Raw genomic sequence first — 21,459 nt, 5'->3', positions numbered from 1 at the left:
AGACTCATTCCAACGACCAAAGCCATCTGCGCCATGCCTAACCGCACGCCAATTCCGCCTGCCGACGCTGCCAAGTTCGCCGACGACATCGTCTCGCGCCTTCCGCCCCACTTCGCCCCGGCCGACGCAGACCGCGCCCGGTTGGTCGGCGATCTGTCGCGCTTCCTTTCCCGCTGCGTCCTGGTCGACCCGCCAGCACTGCCCAAAGATCAAGACAGTCCACCAGCCGCCTGACAGGTTGGCCGACCGCCCGCTGCCGCTGCTTCCGCAAAATCGAAGCCGCCCTCGCTATGCTCGGGCGGCTTGTTGGCGGCCGCGACAAATGTCGCGTCGCCGCCCCAAGACTTTGGCCGCCTAACGGCGGCCGGTTGCTTCTGGCCGCTGCCGCGGCTGCACTCTGGCGCCTCGGCTGCCGCCGTCGGCGTTGGTCTTGCGCGTTTTCAGCTTTCTCACATGCTGCTGGCATCCCTTTTGACAACAGGTGACGCCATGACCGACATCGACACAACCCAGATCAAGCAACAGGCCTTCGGTGCTTCCAAGCCCACAGCAACTGAGGCCACGGAGACTCATAAGGCCGTCAATGCGCTTGGCACTTCATCGAGGGACGACCTGACAGGAACCGAGGAAGGCATCGACAGTCTGACCGGCACTCCCGACGAGCCCAGCAAAGGTCGTCGCAAGTTGACCAAGCCAAGGCGCACCGTCGAAGAAGCCATCGAGGATGGTCGCTCGCTCGCGGAAATCGAAGCGCTTCAGGAAGAGTGGAACGCGTACAACCGCCAGGAAGCTCTGAGGAAGATCAGCCAGGAAAAGAAGGCGCTGGCCGAACGGATCGAGGCCGGCCGCCGTAAGTTTGCCGACCAGCTGTTGGCTATCGCAGACGAATACGGGGTCACCATCGCCGAGGCCCGCGACATTTTCCGGGCAGCACTCAAGCGCAAGTTCCCGAACGGCGGCAAGGGCCAATGACCGACTTCGTCCTCGAGCAGATCCTGGACAAGTCGCGCGCCGCCCGTGATGGCCACTTCGGAGTGCTATCCACGGGTGAGAAGTTGACGGCCGCCCTGGTGCTCAACAAACCCGAGTGGCTGGCCAAGATGGACTACACGATGGCCGAGGCCGTCGAGCGCGTTGGTCCCGAGTGGATGGCCAGGGTGCCGGAGGCGGCGCGCGTACTGGAGCACGAGCTGGAACTAGCCGCAGAGGCTGAGGCAATCGAGCAAGCCAGGAAGCGGAGCCGTGGCATGGACATCGGGTTCTGAGCCCCCAGGACAACACTCAGTACCGACCGCTGTCCTCGCTATCCTCGTAGCTGTCGTACGCCTCTTCGGCTGCAGCCTCTGCTTCTTCTTGGGCCATCAGGTCGGCCCGCTCCTGGCGCTCCAGTGCGAAAGCCTCGCACCCCTCGATGAAGGACATCGAGTTTCCGCCACAGTCCGACTCGTCGGTAATGTCGTTCTCCTGTGCCCACTCGAAGCCAGCCTCGTGGCCTGAGCAATCCTGGGTGCAGATGTAGTTCCCTGAGTCCTCAACGTCGTAGGCGTCTACGCTACTTGTGTCCGCACCGGCGCCGTCGCTGTCTGCACCTCGTTCGCTGTAGACCGCCTGCCGGGCTTCCTCTGCTGCCTCGGTACGCGCATCAGTGTCGTCTTCGTGGTAGTTCCGGCTGTCGTCATAGTCGGCATACCTACCGCCGCCACTCCCACCGCAGGCTGTCACCAAACTGGCCAGGATGGCGGCCGCGATCAGGGTCTTCACGCCCCCGTTCTCCCCTTGGCTATCTGTTGCAGCGCCTCCCGCCTGCGCTGCGCCTCCAACTGCCCCTCAGCCTCGTCAGCCATCGCGCGCAAAGCGTCGGCATACACCCGCGTCCACGCCGCCCGCTCTTCCAGGTTGGCCCACGGCAAACCGAACGCCTCACCCAAGGGGAGACCGTCCAGCCGGCCGTCGGCAATCGCTGCCAGGAACACCTCCTCATCCACGGTAAGCAGGTGACCCAGCACTGCGCCGTCCGCGTCGAACGTCCAGGGCTGCGGCGCGAGCAGGTCGGCCAGCGTTCCGAAGCGCAGACCGGTAGCTCGAGTCAGTAGCCCTTCCAAGGCATCGGCGGCTGCTTGGTGCCGACGCAGGTCACCCGCCGCGCGCAGGGCCTCAATGGCAGCCTTGGCGCGAGCGTCAGCCGCCGCCCGGCGCTTGGCTAGCGCGGCTCTGGCTTCCTGCGGTGTGCGCTTTGCTTCGATAGCCAAGGGCTCGCCTGGAGGGCAACTTCAATGGAGGATCGCGGTGCTCGTCGAGCATCTGCTTGTCCGGGCCCTTGAGGATATTCCAGACACGGGGACTGGTGGAAATGATCGCCTCCTCTACCTTGGCCATGGCTTCCTGGAGGGCCGGCCACTCCTGCTCGCTGTACCGCTCAGTGACCTTGGCCATCTTCCCCGTGTCGTCCCGGTCGGTATGGTGGTTGAGCAACTGGCTGACCACATGGCCAGGAAGCAACTTGCCGGCGAACCGCCCCAGCGTCCGGCGCAGGTCGTGAGGGGTCAGCCCGATGTCGATGCCGCGCTCCGGATCGAGCAGCCCCGCGTCCAGGCGCACGTTATGCAAGATCGCTTTGCTGTCGGTGTGGTGGCCCTCCTTCGACTTGGGGTTCCGTGCCGGGAACACCCATCGCGCCAGGTTCTTGAGCTGCCATTGGATGTGCGCGATCTTCTTGGCGTCCTTCTCCCGCTGCGCCTGGGCCAAGGCCTTGGTCAGTGCGCGCTCCTTCATAACGCTGTCGTCGAACCGCCACCGCAGAATGCGCTCGGCGAAGTAGGCCACCGGAAGCAACTGGAACTGGCCGTTCTTGGTGTCGTGGAGGAACACCTGCGAGCCACGCAGGCCGGTCGTCGGGTTCTTGGCGTTAGGCCTGGGCGCCAGCCACGCCCACGACGCAAGTCGCAGGTCCAACTCATCGGGCGAACAGCTTTCATAGCGCCGCAGCTTGGCGGCTTCGCTCCGGCGGGTGCCCCACAGCAGGGTCAGCAGCACATAGTCCACGCCCACGGCGTTGTGGCCGCTTTGCATATCGCGCCTGCCCACCAAAGCCTTGAGGACCGTGGGCAACGTCTGACTGCCGGTGGCGCTATCGTCCGTGCCCAATGGGTTCCGGACTTTGGCGGCGGAGTAGTGCTTGGCCAGTTCCTTAGAAGAACGATAGCGTTCGTCGTCGGCCAACGCTTCAAACGGGTTGTGGACCAAGGCCGGCTGCCGCCCCGCATTGGCAGCAGCCACGCGCTCAGCCTTGATTGCCCTGGCCACCGCGCGTGACGCATTGCCCATGGTCTGCTCCGTGGCAGACAGTCCGGCCGCGTGGGCACGGGCCAACGTCTTGCCTGTCAGCCCCAGCCGCACCAGGTCTTCCAGCTTCAAGTTCCACCACTCGCCCTGCTTGGTCAGGAACGCTTTGGTGCCGGGCGACAGCCGGTTGGACTGAAGCATGCACGTGTGTCGCAGCCCATTCCATGCCGCCAGAAGATCCTTAGCGGTCAGTGCGGCGATGGCCTTGTCGGCCAGGTTGACCTCCGGGCGCTGCAACCGGGCCAGCGCGTCCTTGACGCCTTCCACGCCCCCCGCCTTGGCCCGGCCACGTGCCAGCCGGTCTTCCAAGTGCGCGATGTAGTCCTCCAAGGCCTCACCCACCGTCTTGCCCCGCGCCTTCTGCCGGGCGGCTTCCGTGCGTACACGCTCTCGCGGATCCTCACCCGTATGCCGGATGTGGTGACGTTGCGCCCCAGCCAGCTCATGAGCGCGGGCCAAGGTAAGCTCTTGGACTGACCCCAGAGCTAGCCGGCGGCGCACGCCGTTGTGCTGGATACGCAGTTCATAGAAGGCCCCCATGGGACCGACATAAAAGCCAAAGCCTACGGGCGCGCCGGGCGTACCGTCGACAAACCGATACGGCTTGCCCGTAGGGTTGGATACGATCACCACGTTCCCCTGCTGGTCCAGCTCGGGCCACTTTGCGATCGTCAGGGAGCGCAGTTGAGCCTGAGTCAGGCGATACTTCTTCAAGGCGACTTTTGCCATGGTCCGCGTCTCTTGGCGTGGCTAAACGATGGTCCATGCGGACCATGCCCGGCGCCTCGCCCTTCGATTGTGGTCCATGCATGGGCCATCGAGGTCGCCATAAAACCGATTTTACCCCCCTTTTGAGCTCGCGATACAAGTGCCAGACACCTCACAAATCACTGATAACAAAGCAGTTAGGACGAAGCCAACAGGTACGCAAGAACATACCCCCCTAATGAAGCAGTTCTTCGCAGCCAAGTCCGACCACCCGGACCTGCTGCTGTTCTTCCGCATGGGCGACTTCTACGAGCTGTTCTACGACGACGCGCGCAAGGCGGCGCGGCTGCTCGACATCACCCTGACCCAGCGCGGCAATTCCGCCGGCGCGCCGATTCCGATGGCCGGGGTGCCGGTGCACGCCTACGAAGGCTATCTGGCACGGCTGGTGGCGCTGGGCGAATCGGTGGCGATCTGCGAGCAGATCGGCGACCCGGCGCTGGCGAAAGGTTTGGTCGAACGCAAGGTGGTGCGCATCGTCACCCCCGGTACCGTCACCGACGAGGCGCTGCTGGACGAGCGCCGCGACACCCTGCTGATGGCGGTGTCGCGCAATCGGCAGGGCTACGGGCTGGCGTGGGCCGACCTGGCCGGCGGCCGCTTCCTGGTCAACGAGGTGGAAACCGACGACGCGCTGGAGGCCGAACTCGCGCGCCTGGAACCGGCCGAGCTGCTGGTGCCCGACGAGGAGGACTGGCCCGAATTCCTGCGCCAGCGCAGCGGCGTGCGCCGTCGCGCGCCGTGGCTGTTCGACGCCGACAGCGGCCGCCGCCAGTTGCTCTCCTTCTTCAAGCTGTACGACCTGTCCGGCTTCGGCATCGACGACAAGCCACGCGCCACCGCGGCGGCCGGCGCCTTGCTCGGCTACGTCGAGGAAACCCAGAAGCAGCGCCTGCCGCACCTGACCGCGATCGCGATGGAAACTGCCGGCGAGGCGATCGCGATGAACGCCGCCACCCGCCGCCACCTGGAGCTGGACACGCGCGTCGATGGCGACACCCGCAACACCCTGCTGGGCGTGCTCGACAGCACGATCACGCCGATGGGCGGCCGCCTGCTGCGGCGCTGGCTGCACCGCCCGCTGCGGCTGCGCGAGGTGCTGCAGCAGCGCCATCATGCGGTGGCAACCTTGATCGATCGCGGCACCGATGCCGACCTGCGCGAAAGCTTCCGCGCGCTCGGCGACATCGAGCGCATCCTCACCCGCATGGCGCTGCGCTCGGCGCGGCCGCGCGATTTCTCCACCCTGCGCGATGGTCTGGGCATGCTGCCGGCCATCGCCGCGCAACTGGAAACGCTGGATTCGCCACGCCTGCAACAGCTGCGCGCCGAACTCGGCTCGCACGACGAGAGCGCGCAATTGCTGGCGTCCGCCATCGCCGAGCAGCCGCCGCTCAAGCTGTCCGACGGCGGCGTGATCGCCGAGGGCTTCGACGCCGAGCTGGACGAACTGCGCCGGCTGTCCACCCACGCCGACCAGTTCCTGATCGACCTCGAAGCACGTGAGCGCGAGAGCAGCGGCATCCCGACGCTGAAGGTCGGCTACAACCGCGTGCACGGCTACTACATCGAGATCAGCAAGGGCCAGTCGGACAAGGCGCCGGTGCACTACACCCGCCGCCAGACCCTGACCAACGCCGAGCGCTACATCACCGAGGAATTGAAGAGCTTCGAGGACAAGGTGTTGTCCGCGCGCGAGCGCGCGCTGTCGCGCGAGAAGCTGCTGTACGAGGAACTGCTCGACACCCTGGGCGCGCACCTGGAGCCGCTCAAGCGCTGCGCGGCGGCGCTGAGCGAACTGGACGTGCTGGCCTGCTTCGCCGAACGCGCGCAGGCGCTGGACTGGTCGCAGCCGGAACTGGAAACCGCCCCGTGCCTGCGCATCGACCGCGGCCGCCATCCGGTGGTCGAGGCGGTGCGCGAGCAGCCGTTCGAGCCCAACGACCTGGACCTGCATCCGGATCGCCGGATGCTGGTCATCACCGGTCCGAACATGGGCGGCAAGTCGACCTACATGCGCCAGAACGCGCTGATCGTGCTGCTGGCCCACATCGGCAGTTTCGTGCCGGCGCAACGCGCGGTGATCGGCCCGATCGACCGCATCCTGACCCGCATCGGCGCCGGCGACGACCTGGCCAAGGGCCAGTCCACCTTCATGGTGGAGATGGCCGAGACCAGCTACATCCTGCACCACGCCAGCGCGCACTCGCTGGTGCTGATGGACGAGATCGGCCGCGGCACCTCCACCTACGACGGCCTGGCGCTGGCCGACGCGGTCGCGCGCCACCTGGCGCACGTCAACCGCTGCTACACGCTGTTCGCCACCCACTACTTCGAGCTGACCGCGCTGGCCGACGAAAGCTTCGAGGGCGGCCCCAGCGGCATCGCCAACGTGCACCTGGACGCGGTGGAGCATGGCGAGACGCTGGTGTTCATGCACGCGGTGAAGGACGGCCCGGCCAACCGCAGCTTCGGCCTGCAGGTGGCGGCGCTGGCCGGCCTGCCCAAGGCCACCGTGGCGCAGGCGCGGCGGCGGCTGGCGGAGCTGGAACAGCGCGGCGGCGAGACGCTGTCGGCGGCCATGGCGCCGCAGGCACTGGACGCACCGCAGCAGTTCGGACTGTTCGCCGCGCCTTCATCGGCGGCGCTGGATGCCTTGCAGGCCATCGACCCGGACGAACTGACGCCCAAGCAGGCACTGGAAGCGCTGTACCGGATGAAGTCGCTGCTGTGACCGCAGGGCATTGTAGGAGCGACGTCAGTCGCGACCGGAGCCGTGCCGGGAAAGCCCCGGTCGCGACTCACATCGCTCCTACAACGGCGCCGCTTCCCGAAAGCGCGAAGGCGGCCATCCGGCCGCCTTCGTTGCATCATGACGACGGCGCATCTTGTTGCCTTGCCTCCATCGCCAGATGCTTCGCCACCGACGAACCGACGCGGAAGCCAGCGATGGAAACGCTGTACCGGTTCAAGGCACCGCTGTCACCACGATGCTTCCCCTGCAGGAGCGACGTCCGTCGCGACCGGGGCCGTGCCGGGAAAGCCCGGTCGCGACGGACGTCGCTCCTGCAACGGCGCCGCCTCCCGAAAGCGCGAAGGCGGCCGTCCGGCCGCCTCCGCTGCATCAGGGCAATGGCAACAGCCCCTCATCCGGCCGCTGGATGCTCCGCCGCCAGCGCGTTGTCGCGGTTGTTGGCGGCGACGGCGGCCGGGCGCCCGACGTGGTGCGCGACGTAGGCTTCGAATACCGGGTTCTTCTCGATCGCGCCGATCATCATGTAGTACGACAACGACGCAGCCGCGTACAGGTCGGCGGCGGTGAAACGGTCGCCCGCCAGATACGTCCTGCCCTGCAACGCCTGCTCCAGCGTACGCAGTACGTCGCCCTCTTCGCCGTAGCCGGCGCCCACCGCCGGGGCCAGCGTGCCGGTGCTCCTGGCGGTCAGCCAGGCTTCCAGCGGCCCGGCCAGGAAGAACAGCCAGCGGTAGTACGCACCGCGCTCGGGCGACCCCGGAGGCGGCGCCAGCCCCTTCTCCGGCACCAGGTCGGCCAGATAGGCGCAGATGGCCGCGTTCTCCGTCACCACCATGTCGCCGTGGCGGATCGCCGGCACCTTGCCCATCGGATTGATCGCAAGGTACTCGGGGGACTTCATCGTGGTACCGAACTCCAGCACCACCTCGTCGTAGGGCAACCCGGTTTCCTCCAGCATCCAGCGGGTGAGCCGGGCGCGCGAGAGGGGATTGGTATAGAAGGTCAGCGTGGCGGTCATGGCGGGTGCCCGTGTTGGAAGGAACCAGCAGTGTGCACCGGGGCTGCTGACAGCCAGTGTCAGCAGTCAATCGACCCGGCGCCGCAGACGCTGTTCCCTCCAACGCTTGAGCAGCTGGTGGCGCTGCCCGGGATAGCGCGTGCCGGTGTCTTCCAGCGCCAGCACCCGGTCGGCGCGGAAGTGGCGGAAATCGCCGCGCAACTGGCACCACGCCGCCAGCACCCGCATCTGGGCGAGGAAGGCCATCGCGAACGGCCAGGTCACGCGCTCGGTGACGCGCCCCTCGGCGTCGGCGTACTGCATGCGCACGGCGTTCCCCTCGCGGATCGCGCGACGCAGCACCGGTAGCCACGGTTCCGGTTCGCTGGCGTTCCAGTCGGCGAACAGGCCGCTGGTTTCGACCTGCAACCGCAGCGCCTCGGGCAGGATGCCGACGATGCGATCCATCGCCCGGTCGGCCGCCGCGGCCAGTTCCGGGTCGGCATGCCGCGACACCCAGCGCGCGCCCAGTACCATCGCCTCCAGTTCCTCGTCCGAGAACATCATCGGCGGCAGCAGGAAACCGGCGCGCAGCTGGTAGCCGACGCCCGGGTCGCCGACGATGTCCGCGCCCTGCCCGCGCAGCGCCTCGATGTCGCGATACAGCGTGCGCAGGCTCACCCCGAGCTGCTCGGCCAGGCAGGCGCCACGCACCGGCTTGCGCCGGCGGCGCAGTTCATCGAGCAGGTGCAGCAGGCGGGCGGCGCGGACGGTCATCCATGGGCTCGGCGATGGGCCGGCCAGCATAACGTCTGCCGCGGGCGCGTTCGCTTGCGGGCAGTGGCTGCATGACGGCCAGCTCCGCGCCAGGCACGCTGCGCAACGGCATCGCACGCCAGGCTCGACGCATCGAGAGATGCCGGCAGAACCCTTGCGGTCGCCTCCCGCAGGCGGGAAATGCTTTTCCGCCAGCGGGGCAACCGGTCACCCGGCGACATTACCCCCGGGAAAGACAAAGGCACTGGATGACCCGCCTGCCTGCCGTTGAAAAGCGCTGCCCGCTTTCGCGGGGGAGACGAGCTCTTGTCGGCGGCTCCTGGACCTGTCGACGAAACCGTTGCCGTCGTCTCCGCGAGACGCTTTTCAACGGCCGGGGCGCTTTTCAACAGCCGAAGTGCGGTTCGACAGCCGAGAACGCTTTTTCCTACAGCCGAATGGCGGGTCATGGCGGGTCGAACGGGAAGCACCGTGCAACAGCTGGCGATGGGTACCCGCGACTTTCGCCCGGGAAAACCCAGGCACTACCCTCCGCCTGCACGGGAATGACGAGTTTTGTTGGCCGCTCTGAATCCAGCCATTCGCATCCCGCCTCTCCGCGGCGGGCACGGGCGCGCCGGCAAGGCAACGACGCGGTCTCACCGGCTCGCGGCGCTGCCTCGACAAAAGCATTCGCGCACGGATATCCGCGCCAGAACGATCTGCTAGGCTCGGTATCCCGCCGTTCCGGCAATCGGTCAGGAGTTCCCATGAACACCACTCCGCTCGCCAGCAGCCTGCTGCAGCAGCTGCAGGGCCCCGGTATCCAGCAGATCGCCTCGCAGCTGGGCGTGGAACCGGCACAGGCGCAATCGGCCGTGGCCACCGCCCTGCCGCTGCTGCTGGGCGCGCTCGGCCGCAACACCCAGCAAGCAGACGGCGCACAGGCACTGCTTGGTGCGCTGCAGCGCGACCATGCCGGCGCAGCCGGCGGCCTCGACCTGGGAGGCCTGCTGGGCTCGGTGCTCGGTGGCAGCACGACGCGGCAGACCGATGGCGCCGGCATCCTCGGCCACATCTTCGGCGGCAACGCGCCGCAGGCCGCCAGCGGGCTGGGCCAGGCCACCGGGCTGGACAGCGGCAAGTCCGGGCAACTGCTGCAGATCCTTGCGCCGATCGTGCTGTCGTTCCTCGCCCAGCGCTTCGTCGGCGGCGGCAACGCCGATGCCGGGCAGTTGAGCCAGGCGCTCGGCCAGGAACACCAGCAGGCGCGCGCCGACGGCGGCCTTTCCGGCCTGCTCGGCCAGGTGCTCGACCAGGACGGCGACGGCCAGCTCGGCGTCGGCGACCTGCTGAAACTCGGTGGCGGCCTGTTCGGCAAGTCCTGAGCGGGCGCCACCCTGGACCGACGCGGCGGAGGCCGCAAGGCACCGTTTGCCGTTGCGGGACGCCCTTCGCTGCCATCGTCGAGGGGCTTCTGCCATACGAGCCTCCGCCTATCGGAGCACGTGAGTTTCCATAGTAAATATCTATCGAGATCGTAGGATCATTCGAATATCCGCCGTCATCGATGGCGTATATCGTCGAGGTCTTCAACGGAGGAGCCCGCCATGAGCACGCCAACCGACAACGCCACCCCGGCACCGATCGACACCCCCACCCCCGCTGCCGCCAAGTGCCCGTTCCACGAGGCCCCCAAGCAGATCGCCGGTGCCGGCACCAGCAACTATGACTGGTGGCCGAACCAGCTGCGCGTGGACCTGCTGAACCAGCATTCCAACCGCTCCAACCCGCTGGGCGAAGACTTCGATTACCGTGCCGAGTTCGGCAAGCTCGACTATTCCGCGCTGAAGGCCGACCTCAAGGCCGTGCTGACCGACTCCCAGAGCTGGTGGCCTGCCGACTGGGGCAGCTATGCCGGCCTGTTCATCCGCATGGCCTGGCACAGTGCCGGCACCTATCGCACGGTCGATGGCCGCGGCGGCGCCGGACGCGGCCAGCAGCGCTTCGCGCCGCTCAACGCGTGGCCGGACAACGTCAGCCTGGACAAGGCGCGCCGGCTGCTGTGGCCGCTCAAGCAGAAGTACGGCCAGAAGATCTCCTGGGCCGACCTGATGGTACTGGCCGGCAACGTGGCGCTGGAGAACTCCGGCTTCCGTACCTTCGGCTTCGCCGCCGGCCGCGAGGACGTGTGGGAGCCCGACCTCGACGTGAACTGGGGCGACGAAAAGACCTGGCTGGCCCACCGCGATCCGGAGAGCCTGGCCAAGAACCCGCTCGCCGCCACCGAGATGGGCTTGATCTACGTCAACCCGGAAGGCCCCAACGCCAGCGGCGACCCGGCCTCGGCCGCACCGGCCATCCGCGCCACCTTCGGCAACATGGCCATGGACGACGAGGAAATCGTCGCCCTGATCGCCGGTGGCCACACCCTCGGCAAGACCCACGGCGCCGGCCCGGCCGACCATGTCGGTGTCGACCCCGAAGCGGCGCCGCTGGAAGCCCAGGGCCTGGGCTGGACCAGCAGCTACGGCAGCGGCGTCGGTGCCGATGCGATCACCTCGGGCCTGGAAGTGGCCTGGAGCCAGACCCCCACGCAGTGGAGCAACAACTTCTTCGAGAACCTGTTCAACTTCGAATGGGTGCAGACCCGCAGTCCGGCCGGGGCCATCCAGTTCGAGGCCAAGGACGCGCCGGAGATCATCCCCGATCCGTTCGACCCGTCGAAGAAGCGCAAGCCGACCATGCTGGTCACCGACCTCACGCTGCGCTTCGATCCCGGGTTCGAAAAGATCTCGCGTCGCTTCCTCAACGACCCGCAGGCCTTCAACGAAGCCTTCGCCCGCGCCTGGTTCAAGCTGACCCACCGCGACATGGGGCCGAAGGCGCGCTACCTGGGCCCGGAAGTGCCCAAGGAAGACCTGATCTGGCAGGACCCGCTGCCGGCGCCGGTCCACAACCCCAGCGTGGCCGACATCGCCGACCTGAAGGCGAAGATCGCCGAGTCCGGCCTGTCGGTCGCCGAGCTGGTCTCGGTGGCCTGGGCGTCGGCCTCCACCTTCCGCGGCGGCGACAAGCGCGGTGGCGCCAACGGTGCGCGATTGGCGCTGGCGCCGCAGAAGGACTGGCCGGTCAACCAGCTCGCCATCGGCGTGCTGCCGAAGCTGCAGGCCCTGCAGCAGGCGTCCGGCAAGGCTTCGCTGGCCGACGTGATCGTGCTGGCCGGCGGCGTCGGCATCGAGCAGGCGGCGGCCGCGGCCGGCGTGGCGATCGAGGTGCCGTTCGTCCCGGGCCGGGTCGACGCGCGCCAGGACCAGACCGATGTCGAGTCGTTCGACGTGCTCGAACCGATCGGCGATGGCTTCCGCAACTACCGCCGCATCCACGGCGGCCCGTCGACCGAGACCCTGCTGATCGACAAGGCCCAGCAGCTCACCCTGACCGCACCGGAGCTGACCGTGCTGATCGGCGGGCTGCGTGTCCTCGGCGCCAACTTCGACGGCAGCCGCCATGGCGTCTTCACCGAACGCGTCGGCGTGCTCAGCAACGACTTCTTCACCAACCTGCTGGACATGGGCACGGCCTGGAAGCCGGTCGACGACAAGGCCGAACTATTCGAAGGCCGCGACCGCCAGAGTGGCGAGGTCAAGTACACCGGCACCCGCGCCGACCTGGTGTTCGGCTCCAACGCGGTCCTGCGCGCCCTGGCCGAGGTCTATGCCAGTGCCGACGCCAAGCAGAAGTTCGTCAAGGATTTCGTCGCCGCGTGGACCAAGGTGATGAACCTGGACCGCTTCGACCTGCACTGATCCTGGCCGAACTGCCGCAGCAACGACGACCGGGCCGCAAGGCCCGGTCTTCGTTTGTGCGCCCGCGGCTGGATCCGGAGCGCGACTACAGTGCGTCGATATCGCCCAGCGCGCGGATCAGGCGGCGGGCACGCTTGTCGGGGCGATGCTCGGGGGCACGATAGCCGGTGCGCTCGGCGATGCGCCGCAAGCGCGCCTGCTCGCGGCCTGCGCGCGAGGCTTCGCTTTCCTCGTACAGCGCCTGCGCCACCGGCGCCGCGCCACGGGTGTCGCTCAGTCCGCGCACGTGGACCTCGAACACCTCCTCGCCACGGCTGATGCGCAGCTGCTCGCCCACCCTCACCGTGCGCGAGGACTTGGGCCGCTGCCCGGCGACTTCCACCTTGCCGGTCTCCACCGCCTGCTTGGCCAGGCTGCGGGTGCGGAAGAAGCGCGCCGCCCACAGCCATACGTCCAGGCGCACGCCGGCGGCCTGCGGGGTTTCCGCTTCACTCATGCTTTTTCTTGAAATCCACTTCCATCGAATCCTTGCGCGACTGGCCGAGGGTCCAGTTCAGGCTGTCGTCCGGGTCGCAGCGTTTGTTGCGCAGCGAGCGCACGCCGCTGTTGCGTTCGGTATCCAGCGGATCGTTCCCGACCAGGCAATCGGCGCGATCGCTCGGACGCACACCCGCATCCATCAGCCGCTCGGAACTGGTGCAGGCCGACAGCGCCAGCACCGCCACCACAACTCCCATACGCTTCAACATGATCGCTCCCTTTCGCGGAATACCCGGCTGCCGGCGGGCATGCAGGCGCCCTGCCGGCCATCGACGCCCATCGTAGCGGCGGCGATGGCCGTCGCACAAACCGCTGCGCGCTGCGGCCATCACCTTCGCAGTGCTAATGTCCCCATTCACCCGGTCTGCACTGTCCATGCCTCCAGCCGCCCCGTCCAGATCGCTGACCGAAGGCCCCATCGGCCGCAACCTGCTGCTGTTCGCACTGCCGATCCTGGCCGGCAACATGGCGCAATCGCTCAACGGCTCGGTCAATGCCGTCTGGGTGGGCCGCTTCCTCGGCGAGGCGGCGCTGACCGCCACGGCCAACGCCAACAACATCATGTTCTTCCTGATCGGCTCGGTGTTCGGCATCGGCATGGCGGCGTCGATCCTGATCGGCCAGGCCATCGGCGCCAAGGACGTCGCGCAGGCGCGCAAGGTGATGGGCACCAGCGCCACGTTCTTCATCGGCCTGTCGGTGCTGATCGCCGCCGCCGGCTGGTGGCTGTCGCACCCGCTGCTGAAGGCGATGGGCACCCCGGCCGCCTCGCTGCCGCTGGCCGAGGCCTACCTGCGCATCATCTTCCTGGCGATGCCGCTGCTGTACGCCTTCGCCTTCCTCACCGCGGCGCTGCGCGGCGCCGGCGACTCGCGCACGCCGTTCCGCTTCCTGCTGCTGTCGGTGGCGCTGGACATCGTCATCAACCCGCTGCTGATCTTCGGCCTCGGCCCGTTCCCGGAGCTGGGCATCGCCGGCGCGGCCTGGGCCACGCTGATCGCGCAGGCCATCGCCCTGGCGGGGCTGCTGTACTACATGCGGCACCGGCGCCACATGCTCTGGCTGGGCCGCCGCGATGCCGGGCTGCTGAAGATCGATCCGACGATCCTGCGCGCGCTGGTGCTCAAGGGCGTGCCGATGGGCCTGCAGATGGTGCTGATCTCGCTGGCGATGATCATGATGATGACCATGGTCAACGGTTACGGCACCGACACCGCGGCCGCGTACGGCGCCTCGCTGCAGTTGTGGACCTACGTGCAGATGCCGGCGATGGCGATCGGTGCGGCCTGCTCGTCGATGGCCGCGCAGAACGTGGGCGCCGGGCGCTGGGACCGCGTGGCCGGTACCGCCCGCAGCGGCGTGCTCTACAACTTCCTGCTCACCGGCAGCCTGATCGCGCCGCTGATCCTGCTCGACCGCTGGACGCTGGCGCTGTTCCTGCCCGGCGGCAGCGATGCGCTGGAGGTCGCCCGCCACCTCAACCACATCGCGGTGTGGTCGTTCCTGTTCTTCGGCGTCAGCTTCGTGATCTCCGGCGTGGTGCGCGCCACCGGCGCGGTGGTGGCGCCGCTGCTGATCCTGGCCGCCTCGCTGTGGGGCGTGCGGGTGCCGTTCGCCGAGCTGCTGCAGGGCACGATGGGCGCCGATGCGGTGTGGTGGAGCTTCCCGGTCAGTTCGCTGTGCGCGATGCTGCTGTCGCTGGCGTACTACCGCTGGGGCGGCTGGCGCAAGGCGAAGATGCTGCCATCGCACCGCGAGGAACTGGCGGCGCCGGCCGAAGTACCGGCCACCCCACCCTCGCCGGTGGCCGATCCCGATCTGTAGCCCGATCGGCACCGGTGCATTTCCGGATCAAGCGATGACGAGTGTCGTGGGCCGTTTCCGCGATGGATGGCTGGCCTGCGAGCATCGGAACAACAAGATGCTTCATGGCTTTCATCGGGGAGCAGCCTGTGGGAGGGACTCCAGCGGGAGAATCGGCCAGACCGCGGGCATGGCGCGACGCGAGGCGATGCTGCCGGCGAAGGCGGTGGCCAAGGTCCTGCCTCCCGGTGCCCGAGGAGCGGATGGGAACACCCCTGCCATGGGCCATCCGGCACGATGTCCCGGCCGTGCGCCCGGCCGGCGCGCGGCGACGCGCTTGTCGTCCCTGCCAGCCCCGGCCCTGCCTGGCACCCCGCACAAACGCAGACGGCCACCCGAAGGTGGCCGTTGCGGAGACAACGCGGAGGTTGCCGGTATTACTCGGCGGCCTTGGCAGCCTGGCGGGCCAGCTTGGCCTGCGCAGCGGCGGCCAGGTCTTCCTTGATGCGGGCAGCCTTGCCTTCCAGGCCACGCAGGTAGTACAGCTTGCCGGCGCGGACCTTGCCGCGACGCTTCACGTCGACCGAATCGATGATGGCGCTGTGGGTCTGGAACACGCGCTCGACGCCGTAGCCGTGCGAGATCTTGCGCACGGTGAAGGAGGAGTTCAGGCCGGCGTTCTTGGTGCCGATCACCACGCCTTCATAGGCCTGGATACGCTCGCGGTTGCCTTCCTTCACCTTGACGTTGACGACGACGGTGTCGCCCTGGCTGAACTTCGGCAGTTCGCGGGCGATCTGGGCGGATTCGAATTCCGCGACGATGGATTTGTTCAGCTTGCTCATGGTTGCACCGATTCTGTTCGGGGTGGGCGTGTCGTTCGACAGCTTGGGCTCATGCAGTCGCCGGATTGCGCCGCACGTTTGTTCTAGTGGCCCCGTCCGGGCAGACGGGCCCGATGGGAATCCGCAATGGTAGCCGATATTCCGGCCCCGGCGCTAGGGGGCGCCGTCTCCGCCATGGGCCTGGCGGGCCTGCTCCAGCAGCGCGCGGTCGGCCTTGGACAGCGCCGCCTCGTCCAGCAGCTCCGGCCGCCGCAGCCAGGTCCGCAGCAGCGACTGCTGGCGCCGCCAGCGCGCGATCGCGGCATGGTTGCCCGAGCGCAGCACCTCCGGGACCTCCCCCAGGGCGTGGCTGGCCGGCTGGCTGTAGTGCGGGCAGTCGAGCAGGCCATCGCCCTCGAAACTGTCCTGCACCGCCGATTCGGCGTCGTTCAGCGCCCCTTCCTGCAGCCGCGTCACCGCATCGACGATCACCGCCGCACCCAGCTCGCCGCCGGACAGCACGTAGTCGCCGATCGAGATTTCCTCGTCCACCTCGGCGGCCAGGAAACGCTCGTCCACGCCTTCGTAGCGGCCGCACAGCAGCAGCATCCGCGGCAGCGCCGCCAGCTCGCGCACCTTCGCCTGGGTCAGCGGGCGCCCCTGCGGGCTGAGGTAGATCAGCGGCGCCGGCTGCGGATCGGCCGCGCGTACCGCCGCCAGGCAGGCCTGCAGCGGCTCGATCAGCATCACCATGCCCGGCCCGCCACCGAACGGCCGGTCGTCCACGCGGCGGTAGTTGCCTTCGGCGTAGTCGCGCGGATTCCAGCCATGCAGCGACATCAGCCCGCGTTCCTGCGCCCGTCCCACCACGCCGAGGGCGGCGGACTGGGCCATGAATTCCGGGAACAGGGTGATGACGTCGATGCGCATGGCGTGGGAACGGACCAGGAAATGGAGGGCGACAGGCCGGTGCCAGCCGGCACCATACGACAGGAGCCGCCGGGTTTCCCGCCGTTTCGGCCTAGAACTCGGGGTCCCAGTCGACCACGATCAGGTTGGCGTCGAAGTCCACCGACTTGACGAAATCCGGCAGCACGAACGGGATCAGCCGTTCGCGGTCGCCGCGCACGGCCATCACGTCGTTGGCGCCGGTGGAGAACAGGTGCGACACCTGCCCCAGCTCCACGCCCTCGACGGTCCGCACCTGCAGGCCTTCCAGGTCCACCCAGTAGTACTCGTCCGGCCTGGGCGGCGGCAACGCGCTGCGGAGCACGTGGATCTCGGTGCCGCGCATGGCCTCGACCATGTCGCGGTCGGTCACGTCGGGGAACACCGCCACGAGGTGCTTGCCGGAGTCGCGGCCGCGTACGCCGCTCAGTTCCGACTCCTGGCCGGCGGGCGTGCGCAGGATCCACGGCTGGTAACGGAAAATGGCGGAACGCGGCTCGGTCCAGGACTCGAGCTTGATCTCGCCGCGCACACCAAAAGCGCCGACAATCCTGCCCAGCAGGATGCGGCGCTCGGTATCTTTCTTCATGTCGACCGGTGGCTGCGCCTTGCGGCGCAGCCTTCAGGATCAGGCCGCAGCGGCCTGGGCCTTGGTCGCTTCCTTGTACAGGTTGCGGACCTTGTCGGTCATCTGGGCGCCGTTGGCGACCCACTGGTCGACGCGCGCGGTGTCCAGCACGACGCGCTGCTCGGCGCCCTGGGCGACCGGGTTGTAGTAGCCGACGCGCTCGATGTTGCGGCCGTCGCGGGCGCTGCGCGAGTCGGTGACGATGATGTGGTAGAACGGACGCTTCTTGGCGCCGCCGCGGGTCAGTCGGATCTTGACCATGGGGAGTTTCCTTTGTTGCCCAGTCGCCAGGATGGCGAGGTAAGCCAGCGATTATAGCGGCGGCGACAGCCCATTCCAAGCCTGTCCCCGGCGCGCAAACTGAACCGCCGGCCACCGCGGGTCCGGACTCACAGCGGCTCCCAGGGGCGCTCCTGCAGTACGGCCAGCAGCCGTTGCCGGAACGCTCCGGACTCCGGGAACCCGACCCGGTCGATCCGCGCCACCGGCCACAGGCCGCTCGCATTGCAGGCCACCGCGCCGGAGAAGTCGCGCAGTTCCGCCAGGGCAACCTCCCGCTGCACCTGCCCCTGTTCCCGGGCCTGCAGCCCGTCCATCAGCAGGCGCTCGGCGGTACCGCGCAATGCCGGCGCCCGCGGCCAGGTCACGTCCCGACCGTCCCAGAACCCGATGTTCCAGGTCGTGCCTTCGCTGACCAGGCCGTCGGCGGTGACGAACAGGGCATCGTCGAAGCCGGCCAGCAGCGCCTGCCGGCGCTGCTGGAACAGCGGAAAGGTCCCGACGTGCTTGAGGTGCGGCAGTTCGCGCCGGTACGCCACCGCGCCCAGCGAAAGCGGCTGCGGCGACGCCTGAAACGGCCCGGAGACGGACACCAGCACGTCCACCGCCAGCGGCTGCAGCGGCCGGCGGAAATCGAACCGGCGCGAGAACACGGTGACCCGCAGCGAGGCATCGGCCATCCCGCAGGCATCCAGCGCCTGCCGCATCCATGCCCGCACCCGGGCATCATCGAGCGTGCCGGCGAACAGTTCGGCCGTGCCCTGCCGCAACCGCTGCAGGTGCAGCTCCAGCCCCTGCACCGCGCCGCCGCGCACCTGCATCGAGGTGAAGTGGCCGTAGTTGGTCAGCGCGGCCGCCAGATCGTCCGCGGCGGCCTCGGCGCCGTTGCAGAACACCCGGTTCACGGCAGCTCCCGGGCCTGTGCCCAGAGTTCGTCCAGCACCTCGGTCGCCGGCCGCGCCTGCGCCATCCAGGCCGCCTGTCCGGCCCAGGCCTGCATGGCATCGATGCGGTCGTCGGCATTGGCCTGCTTGCGCATCGCCGCCGTCAGCCCGCGCTGCACCGGATACGGCTGGGGTGGCGGCGCATCGCGATCCGCGGCGGCGCGCACGTAGGGCGTCGCCAGCGCGCGCCCCAGGCGCCCGCTGAAGGCGCGCGTCGGCCAGGCGTCTTCCGGCTCGCTGCGCGCCAGCGCCTCGGACCAGGCCGGCGCGATTCCCGCTTCATGCGTGCGCAGGAACGCGGTACCGACCTGCACCGCGCTGGCCCCCAGCAGCAGCGCCGCGGCCACGCCGCGGCCATCGGCAATCCCGCCCGCGGCGATTACCGGCACATCCAGCCGGTCGGCCAGCCGCGGCAGCAGCGCGAACAGGCCGACCTGCTGCCGCTCCGCCGCAGCGGCTACGAACGCGCCGCGATGGCCGCCGGCCTCGGCCCCCTGGGCGACGACGGCATCGGCACCGGCGGCCTGCGCCTGCAGCGCTTCGGCCAGCGTCGTGGCGCAGGCGAACCAGGCGATGCCGGCCTCCTTCAGTCGTTGCACCTGGGCCGCGGAGAACACGCCCATGATGGTCGAGGCCACCGCCGGGCGCGCCGCCAGCAGCGCGTCGAACTGCGCGTCGAAGTCGGCCGGGGCAGCATCGCCGGCGCTGGCCGCAACCGGCGGCCCCCAGTGTCCGAGGAAGGCACGGCTGGCGGCCTCGGCCTGCGCGTCACGCGCGGGCGGCGGGTCGGGAATCCACAGGTTGACCTGCGCCGGGCCGGCGGAACCGGCGCGGAACGCCGTCATCCACTCGCCGATCTCGTGCGGTTGCGACAGCACCGCACCCATCGCGCCCATGCCGCCGGCGTCGGCCACCGCCACCGAAAGCGCCACCGGGCAGGCGCCGGCCATCGGCGCCAGCAGGATCGGCCGGCGCAGGCCAAAGCGCCGGCAGAAAGCATCCACGCGTCGCTGGATGGCTTCGTTCATCGTGCTCCGGTCCTCTCCATCGCCAATCGGCTTTTGCAGGAGCGACCGGGCTCTACCGGTAAAGCCCGGTCGCGACTGGCGTCGCTCCTACATAGGGGGAAGGCGCATCGTGGCTGGTTCAGCGGAACGGCAGTCCGCCGCGGCCGCCCATGGCCCCCATCATGCCCTTCATGCTGCGCATCATGCCCTTCATGCCGCCGCCGGCCAGCTTGCCCATCATCTTTTCCATCTGCTGGTACTGCTTCATCAGCTTGTTGACGTCGGCCGGGGTGGTGCCCGAGCCGCGGGCGATGCGGGCGCGGCGCGAGCCGTTGAGCAGGCCCGGGTTGCGGCGCTCCTTCTTGGTCATCGAGCCGATGATGGCGATCATCCGCGGCACCTCCTTGTTGCCGGCGACCTGCGCCTTGAGGTGCTCGGGGATCTGGCCCAGGCCCGGCAGCTTGTCCATCAGCCCGCCGATGCCGCCCATGTTCTGCATCTGTTCGAGCTGGTCGCGCATGTCGTTGAGGTCGAACTTCTTGCCCTTGGCGACCTTCTCGGCCAGTTTCTGCGCCTTGTCCTTGTCGACCTGCTGCTCGACCTGCTCGACCAGCGACAGCACGTCGCCCATGTCGAGGATGCGGCTGGCCAGGCGGTCGGGGTGGAACACGTCCAGGCCGTCGGGCTTCTCGCCCACGCCGATGAACTTGATCGGCTTGCCGGTGATGTAGCGCACGCTCAGCGCCGCGCCGCCGCGGGCGTCGCCATCGGTCTTGGTCAGCACCACGCCGGTCAGCGGCAGCGCCTCGCCGAATGCCTTGGCGGTGTTGGCCGCGTCCTGGCCGGTCATCGAATCGACCACGAACAGGGTCTCGGCCGGGTTGATCGCCGCGTGCAGCGCCTTGATCTCGGCCATCATCGCTTCGTCGATCGCCAGGCGGCCGGCGGTATCGACCAGCAGCACGTCGACGAACGACTTCTTCGCGTCGTCGATGGCGGCGCGGACGATGGCTTCCGGCTTCTGCGAGGCATCGGACGGGAAGAACAGCACGCCGACCTGTTCGGCCAGGGTCTTCAGCTGCTCGATCGCGGCCGGGCGGTAGACGTCGGCCGAGACCACCATCACCTTCTTCTTGCGCTTTTCCTTCAGGTGCTTGGCCAGCTTGCCGACCGTGGTGGTCTTGCCCGCGCCCTGCAGGCCAGCCATCAGGATCACCGCCGGCGCCGGCACGTTCAGGTTCAGGTCGCTGGCGGCCGAGCCCATCACCGCGGTCAGCTCGTCGCGCACCACCTTGATCAGCGCCTGGCCCGGGGTCAGCGACTTGAGCACCTCCTGGCCGACCGCGCGCACCTTGATGCGCTCGATCAGGGCCTGCACCACCGGCAGCGCGACGTCGGCCTCCAGCAGCGCGATGCGCACCTCGCGGGTGGCCTCGCGGATGTTCTCCTCGGTCAGGCGGCCGCGGCCGCGCAGGCGCTCGATGGTGCCGGAAAGACGCTGGGTCAGGGACTCGAACATGCGCTGCAACCTGCGGAAACGGTGGACAAAGAGACGGAAGTATAGCCGGGGTGCGGGCATCGCCGGGACCGGCCGCGGTCCGCCGCCCCACCCGCGCGCCGCTTGATCTGCGTCAACCCGCCGCGCCGGACGGCGCCATATGCTGGCATCGCTATATACACAACCTCATATCCGTGCGGGAGCCACGCAATGAAGCCGCTGTCCTTCCCTCTTTCGCCGCTGCCCGCCTTCGCCGCCGCCCGGGCAGCGGCCGGCCCCGCGACGGACCACCCGGCCATCGATGGCACGCCCGGCCACCCGGCACGGTGCACCGGCGCGGTCTCCGCCGAGCGCGGGCTGGACGCCGCTGCGCTCAAGGCCCTGACGCCACGCGGCAGCGGCCCGGCCGAGATGGCCTGCGCCTCCGGCATCACCCAGTCCCAGGCCGACAACTTCCGCGGCATATGCCCGACCGACGCGACCGGACACGCCGGCCCGGACATCCGCGACCACCAGGACGCCCGCCGCGTGCAATGACCCGCCGACTTCCCGGCCCGCCCC

The 21,459-nt window shown here is 68.6% G+C and carries 21 protein-coding genes; 7 read left to right on the top strand and 14 right to left on the bottom strand.

Features of this window, described 5'->3' with window-relative positions; translation table 11 throughout:
- Positions 1–489 precede the first annotated feature (489 nt).
- Together OK345_RS08580 and OK345_RS08575 are read left to right on the top strand one after the other, a co-directional pair.
- Complete coding sequence (locus OK345_RS08580) at positions 490–972, top strand: hypothetical protein (RefSeq protein ID WP_265127518.1); 483 nt, start codon at positions 490–492, stop codon at positions 970–972.
- Positions 969–1,265 (top strand): hypothetical protein, encoded by a 297-nt coding sequence (locus tag OK345_RS08575; RefSeq protein ID WP_265127517.1) that lies wholly within the window; start codon positions 969–971, stop codon positions 1,263–1,265. Before OK345_RS08580 ends, OK345_RS08575 begins: the two co-directional genes overlap by 4 nt.
- A 16-nt stretch (positions 1,266–1,281) precedes the next feature.
- Here OK345_RS08575 and OK345_RS08570 read toward each other — a convergent pair whose 3' ends face one another.
- From OK345_RS08570 to OK345_RS08560, 3 genes are read right to left on the bottom strand one after another with little or no spacing between them, the layout of a single operon-like run.
- Positions 1,282–1,761, bottom strand: coding sequence for a hypothetical protein (locus tag OK345_RS08570; protein WP_265127516.1), 480 nt, complete (start codon positions 1,759–1,761; stop codon positions 1,282–1,284).
- Positions 1,758–2,249: a hypothetical protein gene (locus OK345_RS08565; protein ID WP_265127515.1), complete on the bottom strand. Its 492-nt coding sequence runs from the start codon at positions 2,247–2,249 to the stop codon at positions 1,758–1,760. Before OK345_RS08565 ends, OK345_RS08570 begins: the two co-directional genes overlap by 4 nt.
- A complete protein-coding gene (locus tag OK345_RS08560; RefSeq protein ID WP_265127514.1) occupies positions 2,179–4,071 on the bottom strand; it encodes an integrase family protein in 1,893 nt (630 codons plus the stop codon). The genes OK345_RS08565 and OK345_RS08560 overlap by 71 nt, the downstream gene beginning before the upstream one ends.
- 217 nt (positions 4,072–4,288) lie before the next feature.
- On the opposite strand from OK345_RS08560, the gene mutS reads away from it, so the two are divergent.
- Positions 4,289–6,844: a DNA mismatch repair protein MutS gene (gene mutS / locus OK345_RS08555; protein WP_265127513.1), complete on the top strand. Its 2,556-nt coding sequence runs from the start codon at positions 4,289–4,291 to the stop codon at positions 6,842–6,844.
- Positions 6,845–7,256: 412 nt separating this feature from the next.
- On the opposite strand, the gene OK345_RS08550 is transcribed toward mutS, so the two are convergent.
- Together OK345_RS08550 and OK345_RS08545 are read right to left on the bottom strand one after the other, a co-directional pair.
- Positions 7,257–7,883, bottom strand: a complete 627-nt coding sequence (locus tag OK345_RS08550; protein WP_265127512.1) for a glutathione S-transferase family protein — start codon at positions 7,881–7,883, stop codon at positions 7,257–7,259.
- A gap of 66 nt (positions 7,884–7,949) precedes the next feature.
- Positions 7,950–8,639, bottom strand: coding sequence for a helix-turn-helix transcriptional regulator (locus tag OK345_RS08545; protein ID WP_265127511.1), 690 nt, complete (start codon positions 8,637–8,639; stop codon positions 7,950–7,952).
- 749 nt (positions 8,640–9,388) lie between these two features.
- On the opposite strand from OK345_RS08545, the gene OK345_RS08540 reads away from it, so the two are divergent.
- The gene (locus tag OK345_RS08540; RefSeq protein ID WP_265127510.1) at positions 9,389–10,006 is read left to right on the top strand and encodes a DUF937 domain-containing protein; all 618 of its coding nucleotides are present in this window, start codon (positions 9,389–9,391) and stop codon (positions 10,004–10,006) included.
- A gap of 222 nt (positions 10,007–10,228) precedes the next feature.
- Entirely contained in the window at positions 10,229–12,427 is a 2,199-nt protein-coding gene (gene katG, locus OK345_RS08535; RefSeq protein WP_265127509.1) for a catalase/peroxidase HPI, read from the top strand.
- An 85-nt stretch (positions 12,428–12,512) separates the two neighbouring features.
- On the opposite strand, the gene OK345_RS08530 is transcribed toward katG, so the two are convergent.
- Positions 12,513–12,923 carry an RNA-binding S4 domain-containing protein gene (locus OK345_RS08530; protein ID WP_265127508.1) on the bottom strand — a complete coding sequence of 137 codons (411 nt, stop codon included), beginning with the start codon at positions 12,921–12,923 and terminating at the stop codon, positions 12,513–12,515.
- Entirely contained in the window at positions 12,916–13,344 is a 429-nt protein-coding gene (locus OK345_RS08525; RefSeq protein WP_265127506.1) for a hypothetical protein, read from the bottom strand. The genes OK345_RS08530 and OK345_RS08525 overlap by 8 nt, the downstream gene beginning before the upstream one ends.
- Between OK345_RS08525 and OK345_RS08520 the strand changes: the two genes are divergently transcribed.
- Entirely contained in the window at positions 13,343–14,791 is a 1,449-nt protein-coding gene (locus tag OK345_RS08520; protein ID WP_265127505.1) for an MATE family efflux transporter, read from the top strand. The two genes, OK345_RS08525 and OK345_RS08520, sit on opposite strands and share 2 nt — an antisense overlap.
- 416 nt (positions 14,792–15,207) lie before the next feature.
- Here OK345_RS08520 and rplS read toward each other — a convergent pair whose 3' ends face one another.
- From rplS to ffh, 7 genes are all read right to left on the bottom strand, one after another.
- Positions 15,208–15,615, bottom strand: a complete 408-nt coding sequence (gene rplS / locus OK345_RS08515; protein ID WP_265127504.1) for a 50S ribosomal protein L19 — start codon at positions 15,613–15,615, stop codon at positions 15,208–15,210.
- A 153-nt stretch (positions 15,616–15,768) separates the two neighbouring features.
- Positions 15,769–16,524 (bottom strand): tRNA (guanosine(37)-N1)-methyltransferase TrmD, encoded by a 756-nt coding sequence (gene trmD / locus OK345_RS08510; protein WP_265127503.1) that lies wholly within the window; start codon positions 16,522–16,524, stop codon positions 15,769–15,771.
- A 91-nt stretch (positions 16,525–16,615) separates the two neighbouring features.
- Positions 16,616–17,131 carry a ribosome maturation factor RimM gene (gene rimM, locus OK345_RS08505; protein ID WP_265127502.1) on the bottom strand — a complete coding sequence of 172 codons (516 nt, stop codon included), beginning with the start codon at positions 17,129–17,131 and terminating at the stop codon, positions 16,616–16,618.
- Positions 17,132–17,170: 39 nt separating this feature from the next.
- Positions 17,171–17,431 (bottom strand): 30S ribosomal protein S16, encoded by a 261-nt coding sequence (rpsP, locus tag OK345_RS08500; protein WP_265127501.1) that lies wholly within the window; start codon positions 17,429–17,431, stop codon positions 17,171–17,173.
- A 128-nt stretch (positions 17,432–17,559) separates the two neighbouring features.
- Positions 17,560–18,354 carry an aminotransferase class IV family protein gene (locus OK345_RS08495; protein WP_265127500.1) on the bottom strand — a complete coding sequence of 265 codons (795 nt, stop codon included), beginning with the start codon at positions 18,352–18,354 and terminating at the stop codon, positions 17,560–17,562.
- Positions 18,351–19,421: an NAD(P)H-dependent flavin oxidoreductase gene (locus OK345_RS08490; RefSeq protein WP_265127499.1), complete on the bottom strand. Its 1,071-nt coding sequence runs from the start codon at positions 19,419–19,421 to the stop codon at positions 18,351–18,353. Before OK345_RS08490 ends, OK345_RS08495 begins: the two co-directional genes overlap by 4 nt.
- 118 nt (positions 19,422–19,539) lie before the next feature.
- Entirely contained in the window at positions 19,540–20,919 is a 1,380-nt protein-coding gene (gene ffh, locus OK345_RS08485) for a signal recognition particle protein (RefSeq protein WP_265127498.1), read from the bottom strand.
- Positions 20,920–21,108: 189 nt separating this feature from the next.
- Between ffh and OK345_RS08480 the strand changes: the two genes are divergently transcribed.
- Complete coding sequence (locus OK345_RS08480; protein ID WP_265127497.1) at positions 21,109–21,435, top strand: hypothetical protein; 327 nt, start codon at positions 21,109–21,111, stop codon at positions 21,433–21,435.
- The last annotated feature ends 24 nt before the right edge of the window (positions 21,436–21,459 follow it).

Source organism: Xanthomonas chitinilytica (genome assembly GCF_026107455.2).
Taxonomy (GTDB): Bacteria; Pseudomonadota; Gammaproteobacteria; order Xanthomonadales; family Xanthomonadaceae; genus Stenotrophomonas; species Stenotrophomonas chitinilytica.
This window is presented reverse-complemented; position numbering and strand designations above follow the sequence as displayed.

Coding starts and splice junctions, on each gene's coding strand:
- OK345_RS08540 (WP_265127510.1), top strand. CDS start 9,389: ATGAACACCACTCCGCTCGCCAGCAGCCTGCTGCAGCAGCTGCAGGGC.
- OK345_RS08480 (WP_265127497.1), top strand. CDS start 21,109: ATGAAGCCGCTGTCCTTCCCTCTTTCGCCGCTGCCCGCCTTCGCCGCC.
- mutS (WP_265127513.1), top strand. CDS start 4,289: ATGAAGCAGTTCTTCGCAGCCAAGTCCGACCACCCGGACCTGCTGCTG.
- OK345_RS08545 (WP_265127511.1), bottom strand. CDS start 8,639: ATGACCGTCCGCGCCGCCCGCCTGCTGCACCTGCTCGATGAACTGCGC.
- OK345_RS08490 (WP_265127499.1), bottom strand. CDS start 19,421: ATGAACGAAGCCATCCAGCGACGCGTGGATGCTTTCTGCCGGCGCTTT.
- ffh (WP_265127498.1), bottom strand. CDS start 20,919: ATGTTCGAGTCCCTGACCCAGCGTCTTTCCGGCACCATCGAGCGCCTG.
- katG (WP_265127509.1), top strand. CDS start 10,229: ATGAGCACGCCAACCGACAACGCCACCCCGGCACCGATCGACACCCCC.
- rpsP (WP_265127501.1), bottom strand. CDS start 17,431: ATGGTCAAGATCCGACTGACCCGCGGCGGCGCCAAGAAGCGTCCGTTC.
- OK345_RS08550 (WP_265127512.1), bottom strand. CDS start 7,883: ATGACCGCCACGCTGACCTTCTATACCAATCCCCTCTCGCGCGCCCGG.
- rimM (WP_265127502.1), bottom strand. CDS start 17,131: ATGAAGAAAGATACCGAGCGCCGCATCCTGCTGGGCAGGATTGTCGGC.
- OK345_RS08525 (WP_265127506.1), bottom strand. CDS start 13,344: ATGGACAGTGCAGACCGGGTGAATGGGGACATTAGCACTGCGAAGGTG.
- trmD (WP_265127503.1), bottom strand. CDS start 16,524: ATGCGCATCGACGTCATCACCCTGTTCCCGGAATTCATGGCCCAGTCC.
- OK345_RS08530 (WP_265127508.1), bottom strand. CDS start 12,923: ATGAGTGAAGCGGAAACCCCGCAGGCCGCCGGCGTGCGCCTGGACGTA.
- OK345_RS08520 (WP_265127505.1), top strand. CDS start 13,343: ATGCCTCCAGCCGCCCCGTCCAGATCGCTGACCGAAGGCCCCATCGGC.
- OK345_RS08575 (WP_265127517.1), top strand. CDS start 969: ATGACCGACTTCGTCCTCGAGCAGATCCTGGACAAGTCGCGCGCCGCC.
- OK345_RS08580 (WP_265127518.1), top strand. CDS start 490: ATGACCGACATCGACACAACCCAGATCAAGCAACAGGCCTTCGGTGCT.
- OK345_RS08560 (WP_265127514.1), bottom strand. CDS start 4,071: ATGGCAAAAGTCGCCTTGAAGAAGTATCGCCTGACTCAGGCTCAACTG.
- rplS (WP_265127504.1), bottom strand. CDS start 15,615: ATGAGCAAGCTGAACAAATCCATCGTCGCGGAATTCGAATCCGCCCAG.